Origin of the sequence: Streptomyces scabiei 87.22 (assembly GCF_000091305.1) — a bacterium.
Classification (GTDB): Bacteria; Actinomycetota; Actinomycetes; order Streptomycetales; family Streptomycetaceae; genus Streptomyces; species Streptomyces scabiei.
In genome coordinates, this window is sequence record NC_013929.1 from 8,251,352 (window position 1) to 8,270,700 (window position 19,349).

15 protein-coding genes and 2 tRNA genes are annotated in these 19,349 nt (G+C 70.6%); 13 read left to right on the plus strand and 4 right to left on the minus strand.

Annotated features, from left to right (window positions below; all coding sequences use genetic code 11):
* The first annotated feature begins 176 nt into the window (after nucleotides 1-176).
* From SCAB_RS35740 to SCAB_RS35770, 7 genes are all read left to right on the plus strand, one after another.
* Nucleotides 177-656: a TIGR02611 family protein gene (locus SCAB_RS35740; RefSeq protein ID WP_013004982.1), complete on the plus strand. Its 480-nt coding sequence runs from the start codon at nucleotides 177-179 to the stop codon at nucleotides 654-656.
* 78 nt (nucleotides 657-734) lie between these two features.
* Nucleotides 735-806, plus strand: a tRNA-Val gene (locus tag SCAB_RS35745).
* 648 nt (nucleotides 807-1,454) lie between these two features.
* Nucleotides 1,455-2,744 (plus strand): ABC transporter substrate-binding protein, encoded by a 1,290-nt coding sequence (locus tag SCAB_RS35750; RefSeq protein WP_013004983.1) that lies wholly within the window; start codon nucleotides 1,455-1,457, stop codon nucleotides 2,742-2,744.
* Nucleotides 2,744-3,742, plus strand: coding sequence for a carbohydrate ABC transporter permease (locus SCAB_RS35755; protein WP_013004984.1), 999 nt, complete (start codon nucleotides 2,744-2,746; stop codon nucleotides 3,740-3,742). The genes SCAB_RS35750 and SCAB_RS35755 overlap by 1 nt, the downstream gene beginning before the upstream one ends.
* Nucleotides 3,742-4,638, plus strand: a complete 897-nt coding sequence (locus tag SCAB_RS35760) for a carbohydrate ABC transporter permease (protein ID WP_013004985.1) — start codon at nucleotides 3,742-3,744, stop codon at nucleotides 4,636-4,638. Before SCAB_RS35755 ends, SCAB_RS35760 begins: the two co-directional genes overlap by 1 nt.
* 12 nt (nucleotides 4,639-4,650) lie before the next feature.
* Nucleotides 4,651-5,256, plus strand: a complete 606-nt coding sequence (locus tag SCAB_RS35765) for a hypothetical protein (protein WP_013004986.1) — start codon at nucleotides 4,651-4,653, stop codon at nucleotides 5,254-5,256.
* A gap of 112 nt (nucleotides 5,257-5,368) precedes the next feature.
* Nucleotides 5,369-8,116: an exo-rhamnogalacturonan lyase family protein gene (locus SCAB_RS35770; RefSeq protein WP_013004987.1), complete on the plus strand. Its 2,748-nt coding sequence runs from the start codon at nucleotides 5,369-5,371 to the stop codon at nucleotides 8,114-8,116.
* Nucleotides 8,117-8,223: 107 nt separating this feature from the next.
* Here the strand turns inward: SCAB_RS35770 and SCAB_RS35775 are convergent, their stop codons facing one another.
* The gene (locus tag SCAB_RS35775) at nucleotides 8,224-10,656 is read right to left on the minus strand and encodes an SCO7613 C-terminal domain-containing membrane protein (protein WP_231885167.1); all 2,433 of its coding nucleotides are present in this window, start codon (nucleotides 10,654-10,656) and stop codon (nucleotides 8,224-8,226) included.
* A 103-nt stretch (nucleotides 10,657-10,759) separates the two neighbouring features.
* On the opposite strand from SCAB_RS35775, the gene SCAB_RS35780 reads away from it, so the two are divergent.
* Both SCAB_RS35780 and SCAB_RS35785 read left to right on the plus strand, forming a co-directional pair.
* Nucleotides 10,760-11,218, plus strand: coding sequence for an SRPBCC family protein (locus tag SCAB_RS35780; RefSeq protein ID WP_037725661.1), 459 nt, complete (start codon nucleotides 10,760-10,762; stop codon nucleotides 11,216-11,218).
* 39 nt (nucleotides 11,219-11,257) lie between these two features.
* A tRNA-Val gene (locus SCAB_RS35785) sits at nucleotides 11,258-11,329 on the plus strand.
* A 38-nt stretch (nucleotides 11,330-11,367) separates the two neighbouring features.
* On the opposite strand, the gene SCAB_RS35790 is transcribed toward SCAB_RS35785, so the two are convergent.
* Nucleotides 11,368-12,093: a 3'-5' exonuclease gene (locus SCAB_RS35790; protein ID WP_037725662.1), complete on the minus strand. Its 726-nt coding sequence runs from the start codon at nucleotides 12,091-12,093 to the stop codon at nucleotides 11,368-11,370.
* A gap of 168 nt (nucleotides 12,094-12,261) precedes the next feature.
* On the opposite strand from SCAB_RS35790, the gene SCAB_RS35795 reads away from it, so the two are divergent.
* The 3 genes from SCAB_RS35795 (at nucleotide 12,262) to thrS (ending at nucleotide 16,190) form a co-directional block, all read left to right on the plus strand.
* A complete protein-coding gene (locus SCAB_RS35795; RefSeq protein ID WP_037725663.1) occupies nucleotides 12,262-12,828 on the plus strand; it encodes a DUF4365 domain-containing protein in 567 nt (188 codons plus the stop codon).
* An 11-nt stretch (nucleotides 12,829-12,839) separates the two neighbouring features.
* Nucleotides 12,840-14,108 carry a hypothetical protein gene (locus SCAB_RS35800; RefSeq protein ID WP_049875891.1) on the plus strand — a complete coding sequence of 423 codons (1,269 nt, stop codon included), beginning with the start codon at nucleotides 12,840-12,842 and terminating at the stop codon, nucleotides 14,106-14,108.
* Between the two features lie 105 nt (nucleotides 14,109-14,213).
* Nucleotides 14,214-16,190, plus strand: coding sequence for a threonine--tRNA ligase (thrS, locus tag SCAB_RS35805; RefSeq protein WP_013004993.1), 1,977 nt, complete (start codon nucleotides 14,214-14,216; stop codon nucleotides 16,188-16,190).
* A gap of 42 nt (nucleotides 16,191-16,232) precedes the next feature.
* On the opposite strand, the gene SCAB_RS35810 is transcribed toward thrS, so the two are convergent.
* Nucleotides 16,233-16,889: a potassium channel family protein gene (locus SCAB_RS35810; protein ID WP_013004994.1), complete on the minus strand. Its 657-nt coding sequence runs from the start codon at nucleotides 16,887-16,889 to the stop codon at nucleotides 16,233-16,235.
* A 67-nt stretch (nucleotides 16,890-16,956) separates the two neighbouring features.
* On the opposite strand from SCAB_RS35810, the gene SCAB_RS35815 reads away from it, so the two are divergent.
* On the plus strand, nucleotides 16,957-17,517 hold the full coding sequence (locus SCAB_RS35815; protein WP_037725665.1) for an HIT family protein: 561 nt from the start codon (nucleotides 16,957-16,959) through the stop codon (nucleotides 17,515-17,517).
* A 145-nt stretch (nucleotides 17,518-17,662) separates the two neighbouring features.
* Here SCAB_RS35815 and SCAB_RS35820 read toward each other — a convergent pair whose 3' ends face one another.
* Entirely contained in the window at nucleotides 17,663-19,333 is a 1,671-nt protein-coding gene (locus SCAB_RS35820; protein ID WP_013004996.1) for a hypothetical protein, read from the minus strand.
* Nucleotides 19,334-19,349: the final 16 nt, after the last annotated feature.

The window sequence follows — 19,349 nt, forward strand, 5'->3', positions numbered from 1 at the left end:
TCGCTCAGTGTGCGCTCGGGGATTCGCACGTCGGCGAAATCGACATGCCACCTACGGTGCCGTTGTAAACCCCTCTGGGAGTTTTGCGTCGCTTTTGGTAGCTCATCCGGCCGAGACCGTCTTCGGTAGGTACGACCATTCCGGTGACGGGTTTCTCTCCGGTAGGGTTTGGCCGTATGGACACGGGGAGTCACGGAACGGGGGAGGCCGGTGTGGCGGCCGACGGAACGAAGAGTGACACGGATGTAGCGAACGGTGAGGCCGATATGGCCAAGGACGAGGCGCCGCTCGGATCCCGGGCGCCGGAGTTCGTCAAGGCGCGGCGGATGCTGCACATGAGCTGGCAGGTGGCCGTCTTCGTCGTCGGCCTCGCGGTGGTCGTGGCGGGCGTGATCATGCTCCCGCTGCCCGGCCCGGGCTGGCTCGTGATCTTCGGCGGCATGGCGATCTGGGCGACGGAGTTCGTCTGGGCCCAGCTGGTGCTCCGCTGGACCAAGCGGAAGGTCTCCGAGGCCACCCAGCGCGCCCTCGATCCGAAGGTCCGGCGCCGCAACATCATCCTGACGACGATCGGCCTGGTGATCGTGGCCGTTCTGGTCGGTTTCTACGTCTGGAAGTTCGGCTTCGAGATGCCCTGGAACATCAAGGACCAGTGAGCGCGGACGGGCCGGCGCGAGACCGGGGAACGTGGTCGGAGGCACCCGCTGACATGGGGTAATGTTCTTCTTGCGTCCGGGCGATTAGCTCAGTGGGAGAGCGCTTCGTTCACACCGAAGAGGTCACTGGTTCGAACCCAGTATCGCCCACCGGATGATGGCGGCCCGGTCCACGGAAAACGTGGGCCGGGCCGCTTTTCGTGGTCGTGCGACCGTGCCGGATGCCGGATGCCGGATGCCGGATGCCGGATGCCGGATGCCGGATGCCGGATGCCGGATGCCGGATGCCGGATGCCGGATGCCGGATGCCGGGAGCCGGGAGCCGGGCCGGGGGAATTCGGGCGCGTGCGTGAGCGTCGGGCGACGTCCCGGCATGGGCCCGGTGGGACCGGCTGACGCCCGGAGTGCGAGGCAGGTCTCCGGCTTCACCTCGATTTGGCCGAATCCGGTGCCCTCCCGCCCCTGCTCGCGCGGTGGTCGTCGCCGGGTCCGCCTTGGTCCGCGGGCGGTTCGCCCAGCGGCCCGGGAATCGCCCCACTGACTCCTTTCAGCCTCTTCCGTTCGCGACCTCTCGGGCGCCCCCGCGTTCGGCCCGTCGACCGCAACTCCCGGACCTGCGCTTTCGATTGACCCGCCGTCACCTGCGGCCTCGTGGTCCCCGGCGCTCTGGTGACACCGCTTTCCATCAATTCCTGTCCGAATCATTGACGTCTCCTGAGGGGCTCCGTACCTTGTGCCAGCAAGCGCTTACTTGAAACGATTCACGGCGCGGACGCAACGGCGCGGGGAGGCTCAACCATGCAGCAGAACAGGAACGTTGAGAGGCGGACGGTCCTCAAGGCGGCCGGAGCCTCACTGGCCGTCGCGGGGCTGGGGGCGACCGCCACGGCCTGTGGCGGCGGCAGCGGCTCGGGGGACGGAACGGTGACGATCCGTTACGCCTGGTGGGGCGCCGAGGACCGCGCGGCACGCATCAAGAAGACCATCGCGCTATTCGAGAAGAAGTACCCGAAGATCAAGGTCAAGACCGACTTCCAGCCCTATCCCGACTTCTGGAAGAAGTTCAACACCCAGGCGTCCGGTGGAAATCCGCCGGACGTGTTCCAGAATGCCGTCGGTTTCCTGCGGAAATACGACGCGAAGAATGTGCTGCTGGATCTCAGCCCTCAGGTCGAGGCGGGCCACCTGTCGCTGGAGGGCTTCAGAGCGGGCCTGGAGAAGTTCGGCGAGGTCGACGGAAAGCTGCTCGGCGTCCCGGTCGGGTCCAACTCGATGGCCCTGGTGATCGACAAGCCCGTCTACACCAAGTCCGGCATCAAGCCCGAGCAGGGCTGGACCTGGGACGACTTCGACGCGGCGATGAAGAAGATCCACGACAAGACGGGACGCGCCGGCGACAGCGGCATGTACGGCGTCATGTACCTCTACGACCTCTACCTGCGCCAGAACGGCAAGGCGTTCTTCACCGCGGACGGACTCGGCTTCACCGAGGCGGATCTCAAGCAGTGGTGGACGAAGGCCAGGAAGGGCATCAAGGAGGGCCTCTACGCCGACCCGAAGAAGGTCGCGCAGATCAAGCCCAAGTCGGCGGTGGCCGCGGAACTCGCCGCCGGTGAGTTCACCTGGGACAACTTCACCGTCCGTTACACCTCCGAGGGCAAGAGCGAGTACGGCCTGGCCCCCATCCCCACCACCGACGGCAAGAAGACCGGCCAGTACCTCGGCTCCCTCATGCTCAGCGCCTCCAAGCGCACCCAGCACCCCAAGGAGGTCGCGCAGTTCATCGACTTCATGGTGCACGAGCCCGAGGTCGCCAAGATCATGGGCTACGACCGCGGGGTGCCCGCGACGCAGGCCCAGTACGACGCGTTCCAGCCGACCGACCCGGTCAACAAGGCGATCGCCGCGTACGAGGAGTCCCTCGTCGCGGCCGGTGTCCTGGAGCCCATCACCCCGCACCCGAACGGCGCGGACATCTGCGAGGCCGCGTTCCTGCGCATCGGCGAGGAGCTCGGTCTGGGCACGCGTTCGGTGGACGACGCCGTCAAGCAGTTCTTCACCGAGTCGAAGACGGCTCTCGGCAGCTGATGGGAACCGCCGTGACACACGCCCCTGCGACGGAGGACCCGACCCGGGACTCCGAGCCGCGGCAGCGTCCGGCCAAGGCTCCCCGCCCCGCCGCGCTCAAGCGGCGGGGCCGCCGGGAGAACCTGGCCGGCTATCTCTTCATGTCCCCCTGGATCGCCGGATTCCTGCTGCTCACGGCAGGGCCGATGATCGCCTCGCTCTACTTCGCCTTCACCGACTACAACCTGTTCGACGCGCCCCGGTGGATCGGCCTCGACAACTTCTCCGAGATGTTCGCCGACCCCCGCTGGCGCCACTCGGTGCGGGTCACCCTCTGGTACGTCGCCGTGGGCACGCCCCTGAAGCTGATCGCGGCCCTCGGCGTGGCACTGCTCCTGGCCCAGAAGCGGCGCGGGCAGGCCTTCTACCGGGCCGCCTTCTACGCGCCGTCGCTGATCGGCGCCAGCGTGTCCATCGCGATCGTCTGGAAGGCCATCTTCTCCGACGACGCGATCGTCGACCGTACGCAGCAGATCTTCGGCATCGACGTCGGCGGCTGGACCGGCGACCCGGAGATGATCATCTACAGCCTGGTGGCGCTCACCGTCTGGCAGTTCGGCGCCCCCATGGTCATCTTCCTGGCCGGTCTCAAGCAGGTCCCGCGTGAGCTGTACGAGGCCGCCGAGGTCGACGGAGCCGGCCCCTGGCGGCGCTTCTGGAACATCACCCTGCCGATGATCTCCCCGGTCCTCTTCTTCAACGTCCTGCTGGAGACGATCCACTCGTTCCAGATCTTCAGCTCGGCGTACATCGTCGGCGGCGGGGCCGGCGGCAACGCCTGCGGCCCGGCCGACGGCTCGATGGTCTACACCTGTTATCTGTACGTCCAGGGCTTCGAGAACAGCCGGATGGGTCTGGCCTCCGCGATGGCCTGGTTGCTGCTGGTCGCGGTCGCCCTGGTGACGGCCGTGCTGTTCTGGTCCCAGAAGCGCTGGGTGCACTACGAGGAGGGTGCCTGATGAGTGCACAGGCCACCGAGATCACCCCGGCCCCGGCACCCTCGCGGACGGGAGCCCTGCGGCGCAGGCTGCCCGGCTCCCTCGCCTGGCACCTCGGGTCGCTGGCCATCCTCGCGGTGATTCTCTACCCGGTGATCTGGGTCGTCGGCGGCTCGCTCAAGAAGAGCGAGGACATCGTCGGCAGTCTGGACCTGCTGCCGAGCGACCCGGTCGTCGAGAACTACACCCGGCTCGCCGACGGCATCGCCGACATCCCGATCTCCACGTTCTTCCTCAACTCGCTCACGCTCGCCATGGGTTCGGTGATCGGGATCCTGGTGTCCTGCTCGCTGACGGCGTACGCCTTCTCGAAGATCAGGTTCGCCGGTCGCAACCTGCTCTTCACGCTGATGATCGGCACGCTGCTGCTGCCGTACCACGTGCTGCTGATCCCGCAGTACGTGCTGTTCCGCAACATGGAGCTGATCAACACCTACACCCCGCTGCTGCTGCCGAAGTACCTGGCCACGGAGGCGTTCTTCGTCTTCCTGATGGTGCAGTTCATGCGGAACCTGCCCAAGGAGCTCGACGAGGCGGCGCGGCTCGACGGCTGCGGGCACTTCCGGATCTACTGGTCGATCGTGCTGCCGCTGTGCCGGCCCGCGCTCATCACCAGCGCGATCTTCACGTTCATCAACTCCTGGAACGACTTCATGGGCCCGCTGATCTATCTGAACGAGCCCGACAAGTACACCGTCTCGCTCGGGCTGAAGATGTTCGTGGACCAGGACGGCGTGGCCAACTACGGCGGCATGATCGCGATGTCGCTGGTGGCCCTGCTGCCGGTGCTCGCCTTCTTCCTCGCCTTCCAGCGCTATCTGATCGACGGCATGGCCACCTCGGGCCTGAAGGGCTGAGGTGAGCCGGCCATGGCCCAGACCCGTGCCCGGGCGAAGACCGCCGCTCCCCGCGAGGAGTCCGTGCTCGCCGAACGGTTCGCGCTGTTCGCCGAGTGCCTGCTCACCGGCGTGTGGATCGCGCTGGCCTCGCTGCCGCTGCTGACCTACCCGGCCGCTTTCGCCGCCGGCTCCCGGCACCTCCGGCGCCGCACGGCCCATGAGGGCGGCGGGTGGCGGGAGTTCTGGGCCGACTTCCGGACGGCGGCGCGCGGCGGCTGGCTGGTCGGACTCGCCGGATGGGCGGCACTCGCGGCGGTGTGGGTGGACGTCCGGGCCGTCCGCGCCGGTCTTCCGGGCGGGCCGCTGGTCGGCGCGATCGGTGTCCTCGCGCTGATCGGCGCCGTCGTGGCCGGACTGCGCGCGGCGGCGGTCTGGCGGCCCGGCTCCACCTGGCGTGCGCTGCTCGGTGCGGCCGGGCGGCGGACCGTGCTCGACCCCGCCGGGTCGTTCCTGCTCGTCGGCGGACTGGCCGTGGTGGTCTGTTCCGCCTGGTTCGTCGCGCCGCTGGCGATCCCGGTCCTCGGGGCCGTCGCGGCGGCGGCCGTAGCCGTGGAGGAGCGGTACCGCCGCCGCTGACCGCGGCGGGCGGTGCCGTCCGTCCAGGTCGACGTCCCGGAGGCGTCGTACCTCTCTCTGTCATGCCCCTGACCACCAGCACGCAAGACGTCCCGTACGGAAAGGAAAGGCCATGTCCCCGATCGACCGCAGGTCCCTTCTCAAGGCGGCCGCCGTCGCAGGAGCCGCCGCGCAGTTCAGCTGGGCGCTGGGGAGCGCCGACGCGCAGGCCGCCCCCCTGGCCGAGGCGGCGAAGGCGGATCCGGTGACCCTGGACTGGCTGGAGGACGGCGGGCTCGGCGCCGCTCCCGGCTCCACCGTGGGGGTGCCGTGGCCCAAGGGAGCGTACGACAAGGAACAGTCGTTCTCTTTGACGGACGCGGACGGCAAGGCCGTCGCCGTGCAGTCCTGGCCGATCGGCTACTGGCCCGACGGCTCCGTGAAGTGGACCGCGCACGCGGTGGGCGCGGGCGCCGGCTCCGGCAAGCTCACCCTCGCGGCGGGCACGCCCGCGGCGCCGGCGAAGAAGGTCACCGTCGACGAGCGCGCCACCACCATCGACGTGTCGACCGGCGTCATCACCGCCAAGATCGGCAAGTCCGGAGCCACCCTCGTGAAGTCCGTGCTGCGCGGCTCCACCGAGATCGCCCACAGCGGCCGTCTGGTGCTGCTGCGCCAGCCCGAGGTCGAGGACGGCGACCAGGGCACGGAGAAGACCCAGCGCTACGAGAGCCTCATCGACGAGGTCGAGGTCGAGCAGGAGGGCCCGGTGCGTGCCGTGGTCCGCATCGACGGCAAGCACCGCAGAGGAAGCCACAGCTGGCTGCCCTTCTCGATCCGCCTGTACTTCTACGCGGGTGCCGAGTCGTTCCGCATGGTGCACACCATCACCTTCGACGGCGACCAGCAGGCCGGAAAGGCCGGCGGCGACTTCGTCCGGGGCATCGGCGTCCGCTTCGAGGTGCCGATGCGCGACGCCGCGTACGACCGTCACATCCGTATCGGCGGCGAGGGCACGGGTCTGCTGCGCGAGGCGGTCAAGGGCGTCACGGGGCTGCGGCGCGACCCGGGGACGGCGGTGCGCACCGCGCAGTTCGAGGGGAAGAAGCTGCCCGACCCGTCCACCTGGGACCAGCGCGTCACGACCCGCCTGCAGTACATCCCCGAGTGGGGCGACTACACGCTCTCGCAGCTGTCCGCCGACGGCTTCGGTGTCCGCAAGCGCACCAGGAAGGGCCACGGCTGGATCCCGGCCGGCGGTGGCCGGCGGGCCAGCGGCTTCGGATACGTCGGTGGCGCGTCCGGCGGGTTCGCCTTCGGCCTGCGGGACTTCTGGGAGAAGTTCCCCGCCCAGCTCGACATCCGGGACGCCCAGACCGACACCGCCGAGGTCACCCTCTGGCTCTGGTCGCCCGAGGCACGGCCCATGGACCTGCGCTTCTACCACGACGGCATGGGACAGGACACCTACGCCGAGCAGCTCGAAGGCCTCAACATCACCTACGAGGACTACGAGCCCGGTTTCGGCACCCCGTACGGCATCGCCCGCACCAGCGAACTCCTCTTCTGGGCCCACGAGTCCACACCGGGCGCCGAGGCCATGGCCCGGCAGGTCGAGGCCGTCCGCACGCCTCCGCAGCTCGCCGCCCCGCCCAAGCAGCTCGTCAAGGCGGGCGTCTTCGGCGGGCTGTTCGCCGAACCCGACCGGTCCACCGCCGCCAAGGCGAAGATCGAGGACCACCTCGACTTCCTCTTCACCTACTACAAGGACCAGGTGGAGATGCGCCGGTGGTACGGCTTCTGGGACTACGGCGACATCATGCACAGTTACGACCCCAGCCGTCACCAGTGGTGCTACGACATCGGCGGCTACGCCTGGGACAACTCCGAACTCTCGCCCGACCTGTGGTTGTGGTTCGCGTACATGCGCTCCGGCCGCGCGGACATCTTCCGCTTTGCCGAGGCCATGACCCGCCACACCGGCGAGGTCGACGTCTACCACCTGGGCAAGTGGGCCGGACTCGGCACCCGCCACGGTGTCCAGCACTACGCCGACAGCGCCAAGCAGCAGCGGATCGCCAACACCACGTACCGCCGCTACTACTACTTCCTCACCGCCGACGAACGCGTAGGCGACCTCATGCACGCCAACGTCGACTCCGACGAGACGTTCCTCGTCCTCGACCCCATCCGCAAGATCCGCACCGAGCCCTACACCCCCGACCGCAACGCGCTGTCGATCGGCTTCGGCACCGACTGGTCCGGGCTCGTCTCCGCGTGGCTGACCGAGTGGGAGCGGCGCGGCCCCAAGTGGGAGAAGGCCCGGGCGCGCGTCCTGTCGACCATGGAGACCATCGCCGCCCAGCCCAACGGCTTCGTCCAGGGCACCGGCCTGTACGACCTGGACACCGGGAAGTTCGCGGTCGCGGACAAGCCGGTGGTCGGGGTCTCGCACCTGTCGGCCATGTTCGGGCTGGTCGAGATGTGCGCCGAACTCCTGGACCAGATCGAGATGCCCAAGTTCAAGGAGGCCTGGCTCGACTACTGCCGCTACTTCAACGCGACCAAGGCGGAACAGGCCGCGCGGTACGGCTCCAACTTCGGCACCCTGCTGCTTTTCCAGGGCCACTCGCGCCAGGACGCCTACGCCGCCGTGCAGTTGAAGGACGACAAGCTCGCGGCCCGTGCGTGGCGGCAGTTCTACAACAGCGCCGACACCTGGGACTACAAGGAGTCGACCGACTGGACCACGAAGAAGATCGAGGGACCGACGGCGCTCGTACCGGGCAGTGAGGCGGCGTGGGTGTCGACCAACGCGACGGCGCTCTACGGGCTGGCGGCCATTCAGAACCTGGCGTTGGTGGGCGACAAGATGCCGTAGCGCTCCGCTGGGTTGAGCGGGAGGTCCGGGGCGGCTGGGGTGGGTGGGGAACTGCGGGACCGTTGTGGCCGGTCGCGCAGGTCCCCGCGCCCCTGACGGGGCGCGCCTCAGCTCAGCCTTCCCAGGAGGTCCCGTACGCGGCGGGCGTCGCGCAGGCGTTGTTCGTAGGTGGCGCCCGCCGTCAGCAGGAGCAGGCCCGCCAGGGCGGGAGGCGCCCAACGGGGGAGGGCGTCGACCACCTGGGCGAGGTACGGGGCCAGTTCGTGCAGGGTGACCAGGGCGAGGGTGGCGCCGCCGAGAAGGAGGGGTGCCTGGAGGCGGTGGCGGGCGCCGAGGAGGGTGACCGCCAGGGCGGCCGTGCCCAGCAGCAGGGGGCGGAGCCAGTGGGTGTCGCCCCAGGCCGCCACGAGGCTCGGAACGAGCGTGACGGCGAGCCCCGGGCCGTACGCCGTCCAGGACGAGACGGCCAGGTCCCGGCGTCGGCGCAGATGGCCGACGAGCAGGGCCGGGACGGTCACCGGCAGGGTGTACGCCTCCGGTGAGCCGACGTCCCAGGCCGCCAGCCGCACCCAGGCGGCCAGGACGAACAGCGCGGTGGCCGCGTGACCGAGCCGGCGGCGGTCCGGCCGTACGGCTGTGCCCGTGACGATGACTCCGCAGAGCGCGAGGGCCAGGGCCAGCAGGGGCGGGTGCGTGGCGGACAGGCCGATGGCAAGCAGGCCGGCGGCGGCGCCGGTCGCCTCGACCGGGACGGTCAGGGGCGAGTCGCCGAGGCGGGCCGCGAGCAGGGCCGAGACGGCCGGGACGGTGAGGACGAGCAGCGCCGTGTGGCGCGGCTCCCAGCCGACCGAGGCGCCGGTCGCGCAGGCCAGGGCGGTGGCGTGGACGAGGGAGGTGGGCGCGGTGAGGGGGCCGAGGCCCGTGCGCCATGCCGCCGCCGCGAAGAGGACCGTGGAGGCGGCGAGGACGGTGAGGGTCACCGGTTCGGAGGCGAGGGACTGGAGGGCGAGGTTCAGGGACGTGACGAGGGCCAGGAGCGCGCCGGTGAGGGGCAGCGGTGCCCGGAGCCGGGGGGTTTCCGTCGACCGTGCGAGGCCCGCGAAGGCGAGCGTGGCCAAGCACACGAGGCCGTGCGCCACCAGCCCCGCCGTGTACGGCAGTTCGAGGACCGCCGGGAGCACCAGGGCCGTCGCCCAGGTGAGGACGAAGGCACTGACCAGGGCCTGGGTGCGCCACGAGGCGGTGCGCGCGGTCAAAGCCAGTACTCCGGCGACCACGGCGAACATGAGGGGCACGGTCGCCGCGTTCGGGGGCCACGGCACGTCGAGCGTCACCGCCGCGCGGGCGTCCTCGGGCGCGCCGGACCAGATGCGCTCCAGCCGGCTGACCGGGCCGAGCAGCGCGATGGCCACGACCGGCAGCGCGGTGGCCAGGGCGAGGGCCTGGACGACGGCGGAGGCGTGGGCGAGGCCTCGACGTACGGGCTCGGGAGCGGACGTCCGTACGGTGGCCAACAAGGCGATCCCGCAGAGCAGATAGCCCGGGACCGTCCACACGTCGGGCAGGACCGCGCGGGCGATGCCGCCGAGGCCCGTCACCGCGAGCAGTCCTCCGGCGACTGCGGTGCCGAGGGCCGGGGCCGGCTTCGGGGTGAGCCAGGCGGTGGTCAGGGCGATCGCCGCGGCGAGGGCGAGGAGCGCCGCCGCACGGGCGGCAGCGCCCGGGCCGGCGGCGGCCCACGAGAGCCACCCGGCCGCCAGGACACCCCAGGCACCCCAGCCGATCGCGCCCACGACGGCGACGATCCGTACCGGCTTGAGGGACACGCGGAGCGCGATCGCGGTGTCGGCCGCCGCTGTCACCAGCACCACGGCCGTGACCGTCTCCACGTCCGCGTTCATCGCGAACGACCAGAGGACACAGGGAAGTTGAGCGGCGACGAGGGCGAGGGGGAGCGGCAGACCGAGGACGGTGCGGGTGATCGCCGAGTCGGTGTCCGCGGCCCGGGGCACCAGCGCGCCGAGTACCGGCCCGTACGCTGCCCACATCACCGCCAGCACGGCCGACGCGGCAGCCGCGTACCCCGTGCCGTCCGCCCCGGTGAACACGACCTCGTGCAGGGCGTACGCGTCCAGGACCGTCAGAGCGAGGCCGAGACCGGACACCGTCTCGGCGGTCGAGCGCAGGCCGCGACGCAAGAGCGGCACCGGGGTGCCGAGCGCGGCCACGGTCACCGCGCCGAGAACCAGAGCCCGGCCCGCGATTCCCATGTCTCCCCAGCTGACCAGCGTGAACGCGATCGCCGCGACGGTCAGCAGGACGCCCCCGAGGATCAGCAGCACGTTCTGGACGCTCGGCGCCGTCGTCTCGGGGCGCCGCACGGGCGGTACGGAGGGAGCGGTGGGTGCGGCCGTCGGCGCGTACAGGACGTTCAGCAGCCACGCGCGGCGGGCCAGCAGGAAGGCGCGGCGGGCGTCGAGCTGCCGCAGCTCGGCGTCGAGGACCCGCAGCTCCTCGGCCGGGGACGGAAAGTGCGTCATGCCACGGAGTGTGGTCGGCGTCACGCGGCCCGACATGAGTGCGCGTACTCATCGAGGTACTCAGATCCCCCACGAAGGACCCCCGCCCGGGCACAATCCGACCATGGACTGGTGCCACTACCGCTTCCGCAGTCACTGGAACCTGCCCGTGCCGCCCGCCGCCGTGTACGACGTGCTCCAGCGGCCGGAGGACTATCCGCGCTGGTGGCCGCAGGTCCGCGAGGTGACGCGGATCGACGACACCACCGGAACCCTCCGGATCCGCTCGGTCGTGCCGTACGCCCTCGTCCTCACCGCGCGGGCGGTACGGCGCGACGCGGCGGCCGGCGTCCTGGAGATCGAGATGACCGGCGACCTGAACGGATGGGCCCGCTGGACGGTCGGCGCCGACGGGCCCGGCACCCTCGCCCGCTACGACCAGGAAGTCGACGTCACCAAACCCCTGCTGAGACGGCTGGCCGTACCGGGACGGCCCGTGTTCCGCGCCAACCACGCCCTGATGATGCGGGCAGGACGACGAGGACTCCTCGCGTACCTCACGGCACCTGGCCAAGCAGTTTGAACCAGACCCGCCGGGACCTGTATTGTTCAGTCCGTTCCCGGGCGATTAGCTCAGTGGGAGAGCGCTTCGTTCACACCGAAGAGGTCACTGGTTCGAACCCAGTATCGCCCACCGGGTAGAGCCGGTCCGCAGACGCGGACCGGCTTTTCTCATGCCGCCGCCGGCAGATCCGGACGCAGCGGCCACGCAGGGTCGACCGCCTCCTCCGAGCCGCTGCGCGCGAACCAGGCCTGCAGCCCCCGGGCCTGCGCCGCGTGCCACACGGCCTGCAGCGTGTGCAGTTCGGCGGGGGAGAGGCGGGCCAGCCGGGTCGCGAAACGGCGCCCCACCGCGCGGACGACGTCCATCGCCGCCTGGGCGTCCGCTCCCGCGTCGTGCGCGCCGTCCAGCACGACCTCGTAGTGCGCGCACAGGTCGGTGAGCGTGCGCCGGCCCTTGCGGTAGCGGTCCAGATGCTTGTCCAGGACCCGGGGATCGAGAACACGCAACGGCGTCGCCTCGAACCAGCGGTCCAGCGACGAGGCGCGGTGCCGCCGCAACTCACGGTCCAGCAGCGTCAGATCGAACGGCGCGTTCATGACGACCAGCGGACGGCCGCGCACCGCCTGCTCCGCCAGCGCCCTGGCTATCTCCTCCATCACCGGCGCCGGCCACCGGCCGTCGCGCTGCAACCGCTCGTCCGTCAGCCCGTGCACCGCCGTCGCCCCGGCGGGCACCGGCACGCCCGGGTTCACCAGCCACCGGGTCACCCGGGGGCGGGTGCCGGGCGCGTCCTGGACGACCACGGCCGCCGACACGATCCGGTCGGTCTCGACGTCCACACCCGTGGTCTCCGTGTCGAACGCCGCCAAGGGCCCCTCGTACCAACACGTCATGTGTCCACAACTCCTCGTTCACCCACGGCAGCTGACGTCCCGTCTTCTGCCAGTTTGGTGATACCCGGGCTGTTTGCGCCGTACGCCGGAAGGAGACAACAGAAGTACGGGTCTGCGCAGTTCAGCGGCTCGGTACGGGGAAACACCAGCACTGGAAGGCTGTTGGTCATGGCCATTGCGCAGCCCGAGCGGGGCGGGCTGCTGCCCGAGCACGCGGCACCGCTCCGCGGCTCCCTCGCCACCACCGCCTGCATGGAGACCCTGCAGGTGGGCTATCTGCACGCGGTGGCCGCGGCGGCGGGCTGCTCGCTCTCCCAGCCCTTTCCGGACAACGGCATCGACTGGCACGTCAGCCACGGCTCGCCCGGTCACACGGTCGACGACGAGGTCACCATCAAGGTGCAGCTCAAGGCCACCTACCAGCTCGCGCCCAACCCGGCGGGCCGGTTCTTCTCCTTCACCCTCGACAACCAGCACCTGGCGAAGCTGGCCCGCACCCCCGTCTCGGTGCACAAGATCCTGGTCGTGATGATCGTCCCCCGCTCGCAGGAGCAGTGGCTGCGCGCCGGCCACGACCGGCTCGACCTGCGGCACTGCTGCTACTGGATCAACCTCGCCGGACACCCGATCACCGGCCGGCGGCGCACCACCGTGCGCATACCGACCTCGCGCATCTTCGACGACCGAGCGCTCTGCGAGATCATGACGCGGGTCGGAACCGGAGGCAGACCGTGACCCACGGCCCCATCGACGACGACCGGACGCCCCGTCCCCACCAGGAGGGCGCGCCCGTACGCCGTCCCCTCGGGGAGCCCGCACGCCCGGTGCGCCCCCACCCCGTCGAGCCCACCTGGACCCGGCCGCCCGACCCCGACCAGGTCGACCCCGCCGTCCTCGGCGCCCTGCTGCACCGGCACGGCTGGCAGCGGCGCGGCGGAGCCGCCGGCCGGTACGGCCGCTGGACCCCGCCGGGGCCCGCCGGGCGCGGCATGAGCCTCCTCGTGCCCGAGAACCGGGCCTTCCCCGACAGCGACGACCTGCTCGGCGAGGCCCTCACGGCCCTCTCCCGCAGCGGGTCACCCGCCGCACGGGACGTGCTGGTCGCCCTCACCGTGCCCAGCGACGAGATCCACTGGTGGCGGGACGTGCCGACCGGCGCCCTGGGCACCGCCTCCTGGGGGGTCGAGGACCAACTCCGCTCGGCCGCCCGCCAGATGCTCCTCGCGGCCGCGCTGGCCACCCGCGCGCGTGCCGGGTACTACGGCGCCCGGCACCGGCTGCCCGCCGCCGCCTCCCTGGACAGCGTCCTCGTCGGCGCCGCGCCCGGCGGCCGCCGCCTCACCGCCTTCGTCCCCGTGGCCACCGGCCGCCCCCTCGCCCTGCGCCTGCACCAGGCTCTCTACGCCGCCCGCGAGGCCATCGACTACCGGCGCGCGACCGGTGGCATGGACGCCTTCGACGGCGCCGTCGAGGCCGGGGTCAGCCATGAGCTGACCGAGGCGCTCGTCGCCCTCGTCCGCGGCACCGAGGGCGCCCGGGTCGCCGTCGACTGGGCGCCGGCCGCCGGGGTCCCCGAGGGCGGCGCGTCACCGGCCGAGCCCGTCGAGTTCTCCCCGGGCGACCTGCCCGTGCTGCGCGAGGCCGGGGCCCGCTATCTGCGGGCGGAGCCCTCGATGCCGGTGCGGATCACCGGGGCCGTGGTGCGGATGCGGCGGTCCGCCGGGCGCGGCGAGGGCACCGTACGGCTGCGGGTCCTCGCCGGAGCCGAGGTGCCGCACGTCCGTATGACCCTGGACGAGGAGTCGTACCGGATCGCGGGACAGGCCCATCTCGTGGGGCTGCCGGTCCGGGTGCGAGGGAGGCTGGAGAGCCGCGGCGGGTTCCGGCGCCTCACGGACGCCGACGGCATCGCGCCCGTGCAGGTCGACGAGGCGGAGCGGGACCGGCTGATGAAGTCGCTGCAGGAGACCGCGGAGATCACGGCCTTCTTCGAGGAGGCGTGCGGAGGGGACTGACGGCCTCCGTCGTTAACCGTTTCGCAGGGGGCACCCCCGGCTCGGTACGATTCGGGGACCACCTACGGAAATCCGTAAGTGGTCCCCTTCAGGCAGGAGAGACCGGTGTCCGACGTCCGTGTGATCATCCAACGCGATTCCGAGCGGGAAGAGCGCGTGGTGACGACGGGCACTACGGCCGCCGATCTCTTCACCGGTGAGCGCACCGTCGTCGCCGCACGCGTGGCCGGGGAGCTGAAGGACCTCGCGTACGAGGTGCGCGACGGCGAGACCGTCGAGCCCGTGGAGATCTCCTCCGAGGACGGCCTGAACATCCTGCGCCACTCCACCGCGCACGTGATGGCGCAGGCGGTGCAGGAGCTGTTCCCCGAGGCGAAGCTGGGCATCGGGCCGCCGGTGCGGGACGGGTTCTACTACGACTTCGACGTCGAGAAGCCGTTCACCCCCGAGGATCTCAAGGCCGTCGAGAAGAAGATGCAGGAGATCCAGCGGCGTGGCCAGCGCTTCTCGCGCCGCGTCGTCACCGACGAGGCCGCCCGCGAGGAGCTGGCGGACGAGCCGTACAAGCTGGAGCTGATCGGCCTCAAGGGCTCCGCCTCCTCCGACGACGGCGCGGACGTCGAGGTCGGCGCCGGCGAGCTGACGATCTACGACAACCTGGACGCCAAGACCGGTGACCTGTGCTGGAAGGACCTCTGCCGGGGCCCCCACCTGCCCACCACCCGCAACATCCCCGCGTTCAAGCTGATGCGCAACGCCGCCGCGTACTGGCGCGGCAGCGAGAAGAACCCGATGCTCCAGCGCATCTACGGCACCGCCTGGCCCTCCAAGGAGGAGCTGAAGGCGCACCTCGACTTCCTCGCCGAGGCCGAGAAGCGCGACCACCGCAAGCTGGGCAACGAACTCGACCTGTTCTCCATCCCGGACCAGATCGGCTCCGGCCTCGCCGTCTTCCACCCCAAGGGCGGCATCATCCGCCGGGTGATGGAGGACTACTCGCGCCGCCGGCACGAGGAGGAGGGCTACGAGTTCGTCTACACCCCGCACGCGACGAAGGGGAAGCTCTTCGAGACCTCGGGTCACCTGGACTGGTACGCCGACGGCATGTACCCGCCCATGCAGCTCGACGAGGGCGTGGACTACTACCTCAAGCCCATGAACTGCCCGATGCACAACCTGATCTTCGACGCCCGCGGCCGTTCCTACCGTGAACTCCCGCTGCGCCTCTTCGAGTTCGGGACCGTGTACCGGTACGAGAAGTCGGGCGTCGTACACGGCCTGACCCGCGCCCGGGGCTTCACCCAGGACGACGCGCACATCTACTGCACCAAGGAGCAGATGGCGGAGGAGCTCGACAAGACGCTCACCTTCGTCCTGAACCTGCTCCGCGACTACGGCCTCACCGACTTCTACCTGGAGCTGTCGACCAAGGACCCGGAGAAGTTCGTCGGCTCGGACGAGATCTGGGAGGAGTCCACGGAGACACTGCGTCAGGTGGCCGAGAAGCAGGGGCTGCTGCTGGTCCCGGACCCGGGTGGCGCCGCCTTCTACGGACCGAAGATCTCCGTCCAGGTGAAGGACGCGATCGGCCGCACCTGGCAGATGTCGACCGTGCAGCTCGACTTCAACCTGCCCGAGCGCTTCGACCTGGAGTACACCGGCCCGGACGGCTCCAAGCAGCGCCCGGTCATGATCCACCGCGCCCTGTTCGGCTCCATCGAGCGGTTCTTCGCCGTCCTCCTTGAGCACTACGCGGGCGCGTTCCCGGCCTGGCTGGCGCCCGTCCAGGCGGTCGGTATCCCGATCGGCGACGCGCACGTGGAGTACCTGCAGAAGTTTGCCGCCGAGGCGAAGAGGAAGGGTCTGCGCGTCGACGTCGACGCCTCCTCCGACCGCATGCAGAAGAAGATCCGCAACGCCCAGAAGGCCAAGGTGCCGTTCATGGTCATCGCCGGTGACGAGGACATGGCCGCCGGTGCCGTCTCCTTCCGCTACCGCGACGGCTCCCAGGAGAACGGCATCCCCGTCGAGGAGGCCATCGCCAAGATCGCCAAGGTCGTGGAGGACCGCGTCCAGATCTGATGCGCACCCGCGCCCCGTGGTCGAGGGAGGCCCCCGGAGAGTTCAGCTCGCCGGGGGCCTCCCCTCGTCCTCCCGCGCGAACACCTGGATCAGCCACGACCCGAACGACCCCGTCACCGTGCCGAGCAGGGCGAGACCGCAGGCCATCAGGAACACGGCGATCGTCCGGCCCATCGGCGTCACGGGGGTGACGTCCCCGTACCCGACCGTGGCGAGCGTCGAGCAGGTCCACCACACGGCGTCCCCGAAGGTCAGGATCGTCGCGCCCGGTGCGTCGTGCTCCTGCTGGTAGACGGCGAGGGCACCGGTGAAGCCGAGCAGGGTCACCGACAGGCCCGCGTAGACGGCCACGCGCGCGTGCAGGGAGAGCCGCGGCCGCTCGTGGTGACGCTGAACGGCGTCGTGGATCTGCACGACGCGCAGCGGCCGCAGCAGCGGCAGCACCAGTACGACGGTGTCCAGCCAGTGGACGCGTACGAACCTCGGGCCCAGCCCGCTCAGCCGCCAGCGCACGCCGTAGTCGAGGGCGAAGACCGCCCAGCACGCCATGGTCACCGCGAGACAGAGGTCGAGCCAGACCTGGGGAAGGCCGTGGGCGAGCACCCGTACCGCGTACGAGCCGAGGAAGAGGGCCGACGCTCCGGCGAGGACGCGTCCGGTGCGCTGCTCCCAGCGGAGCGCGCGGCTGTCGAGGTCCATCGCCTCAGCTTGGCCCCGCCCGTCCCGCTCCGGTACCCGCCGACACGCCGCGAACGGGCGAAGCAATATGCTGCACTGCATGACGAGTGAGCCGGAGCAGCAGATCGGAGTGGGAACGCAGGACGCGTTCCAGCGCCTGTGGACACCCCACCGGATGGCGTACATCCAGGGTGAGAACAAGCCGACCGGTCCTGGGGCCGACGACGGCTGTCCGTTCTGCACGATCCCGGCGAAGTCGGACGAGGACGGCCTGATCATCAGGCGCGGGGAGCATGTGTACGCGGTGCTCAACCTCTACCCGTACAACGGCGGCCACCTCATGGTCGTCCCCTACCGCCACGTCGCCGACTACACGGACCTCACCGGCCCGGAGACCGCCGAGCTGGCCGAGCTGACCAAGCAGTCCATGACCGCCCTGCGCGCCGCGTCGGGTGCGCACGGGTTCAACATCGGCATGAACCAGGGCACGGTCGCGGGCGCCGGTATCGCCGCCCACCTCCACCAGCACATCGTTCCCCGCTGGGGCGGCGACACCAACTTCATGCCGGTCGTCGGCCACACCCGCATCCTGCCCCAACTCCTGGCCGACACCAGGAAGATGCTCGCGGAGGCATGGCCGACGGCGTAGCCGCCAGGGGGTAGGGCCTGAGAAGCAAGGGGCGCAGCCCCTGCTTCTCAGGGGCGCGGGGAACTGCGCGAGAAGCCCCACCGGGCCGCGGACGAATACGGCGCCCCACACTCCACGCACCCCCCGGCCCAAGCCAGCGCAGCGCTCACGCGTCGTAGAGGTCCGCCTTCCGCGGCGACACGTCCTGCACCGCCCCGCTGAGGAACCCGGCCCGTGAGCCGAACTTCTCGGTGTCCACGCCGTTGTCCTTCAGGACCTTGATCGCGGCGTTGTGCACCACGCGGAGCACCGGCGTGGCGGCGCGCAGCGCGTCGTCGGCCATGAAGCGGTGCCGCCAGGGCTGGTCGGCCCAGGCGTGCCGCAGACCGAACGGCTCGGGCAGGCCGATGGACCCGCCGAGCCAGTTGAGCAGCGGCGGATACCAGGTCAGCGGGGCGCGCGCGGCGAGCCGTACGACCTCGTCCGCGTCGACGAGGGGGAGCTTCACCTTGCGGGTCTCCCAGAACCTCAGCGACTTCTGGACCTCTTTCTCCTTGGCCGCCGGCCCGGTCGTGAACAGACCGTGCACCGGGCCCAGGGCGTGTCCGGTCACCTCGATGCGGAGCGTCTGGTGCAGCACGGTGACCGTGACCATCATGGTGATGATCAACTGGCCGTCCCAGAGCGTCCACTGGACCCCCAGGTAGTGCCGGTTGCCGCTGCCGAAGTGCTGCTTGTTGCAGATCTCCTGTATCGCGTGCGACTTGAACTGGTAGGCGTCCACGTCGGTGCTCTCGGGGCGGGCCACGGCGCCGGCACCCTCGCCGATGGGGCTGACGACCCAGTGCTTGATGGAGGGCGCCGTGAAACCACCGGTGTTGAGGGGGGTGCGCTCCAGCATGCGCAGCTGGTCGTGGATGGCGCGTATGACGTCCCAGCTGCGGAACGGGTGGATCTCCTTGCCGGACTCGGCCGGCACGAGATCCTCGGCGAGCTGCCAGGCGCCCCAGCGGGTGCCCATGCCGAGGATGCCCTTGGGCCCGGCGTAGAACACGAGGTTGGACCGCTGCTCGGCGCTGAGCCGGGCCAGCTCCTTGCGCAGCTGCTCGGCCTTGGTCTCGTTGGGGCTGCCGGGCACGGCCTCGGGGATCTTGGCGCCGACCCCGCCGCCGGCCAGCAGGCCGGCCCACCGGTCCCGCAGGTCTGCGGCGGCGCGCTCACAGATCTGCTTGGCCCAGAACCAGCCGGCCACGGGCAGCACCACACAGGCCCGCGCGTACCAGGCCCAGATCCCGTCGAACGGCATCCGGAGCAGGAAGATCACGGCGAGGGCGCCCACGGCGACCAGCAGGGTGGTGCCGAGGGCGCCGGCGCGCTTGTCGCGCTTGGCGACCGTCGATCGGATCTGGAAGACGAGCAGCCAGAGCAGCAGGCCGGGCAGGAAGAGCAGGCCGCACAGGACCATCACCGCCGAGAGCCAGTTGTCGCGCTCCCGGCGGATGTTGTTCGCCGCGAGGCAGTGCTCGACGACGACCTGTGGCTCCATGCCGAAGGACTGGATGAGGGGTTTGCGGCCCGCGCCGACCATCCGGTCCCGCACCGCGAGGGAGAACGCCTCCCCGAGGTTCGGCCGGAAGATGGTCGCCCACTTCCGGCCCGGTTTGACCGCGGACTTGTGCCAGTCGTTGTTGGCCTTGAGGATCTCCGCGATCTCGTTGTCCCGGTAGGCCGCGGACGCCAGGGCGTACGTGGCCGCCGTCTGGCCCGCGGTGCCCATCAGCGGCACCTGTGCCCCGGGAGTGAAATCGAAATTGTCCGCCACCGCCGCCGCCCCCATCGCCGCACACTCGCTC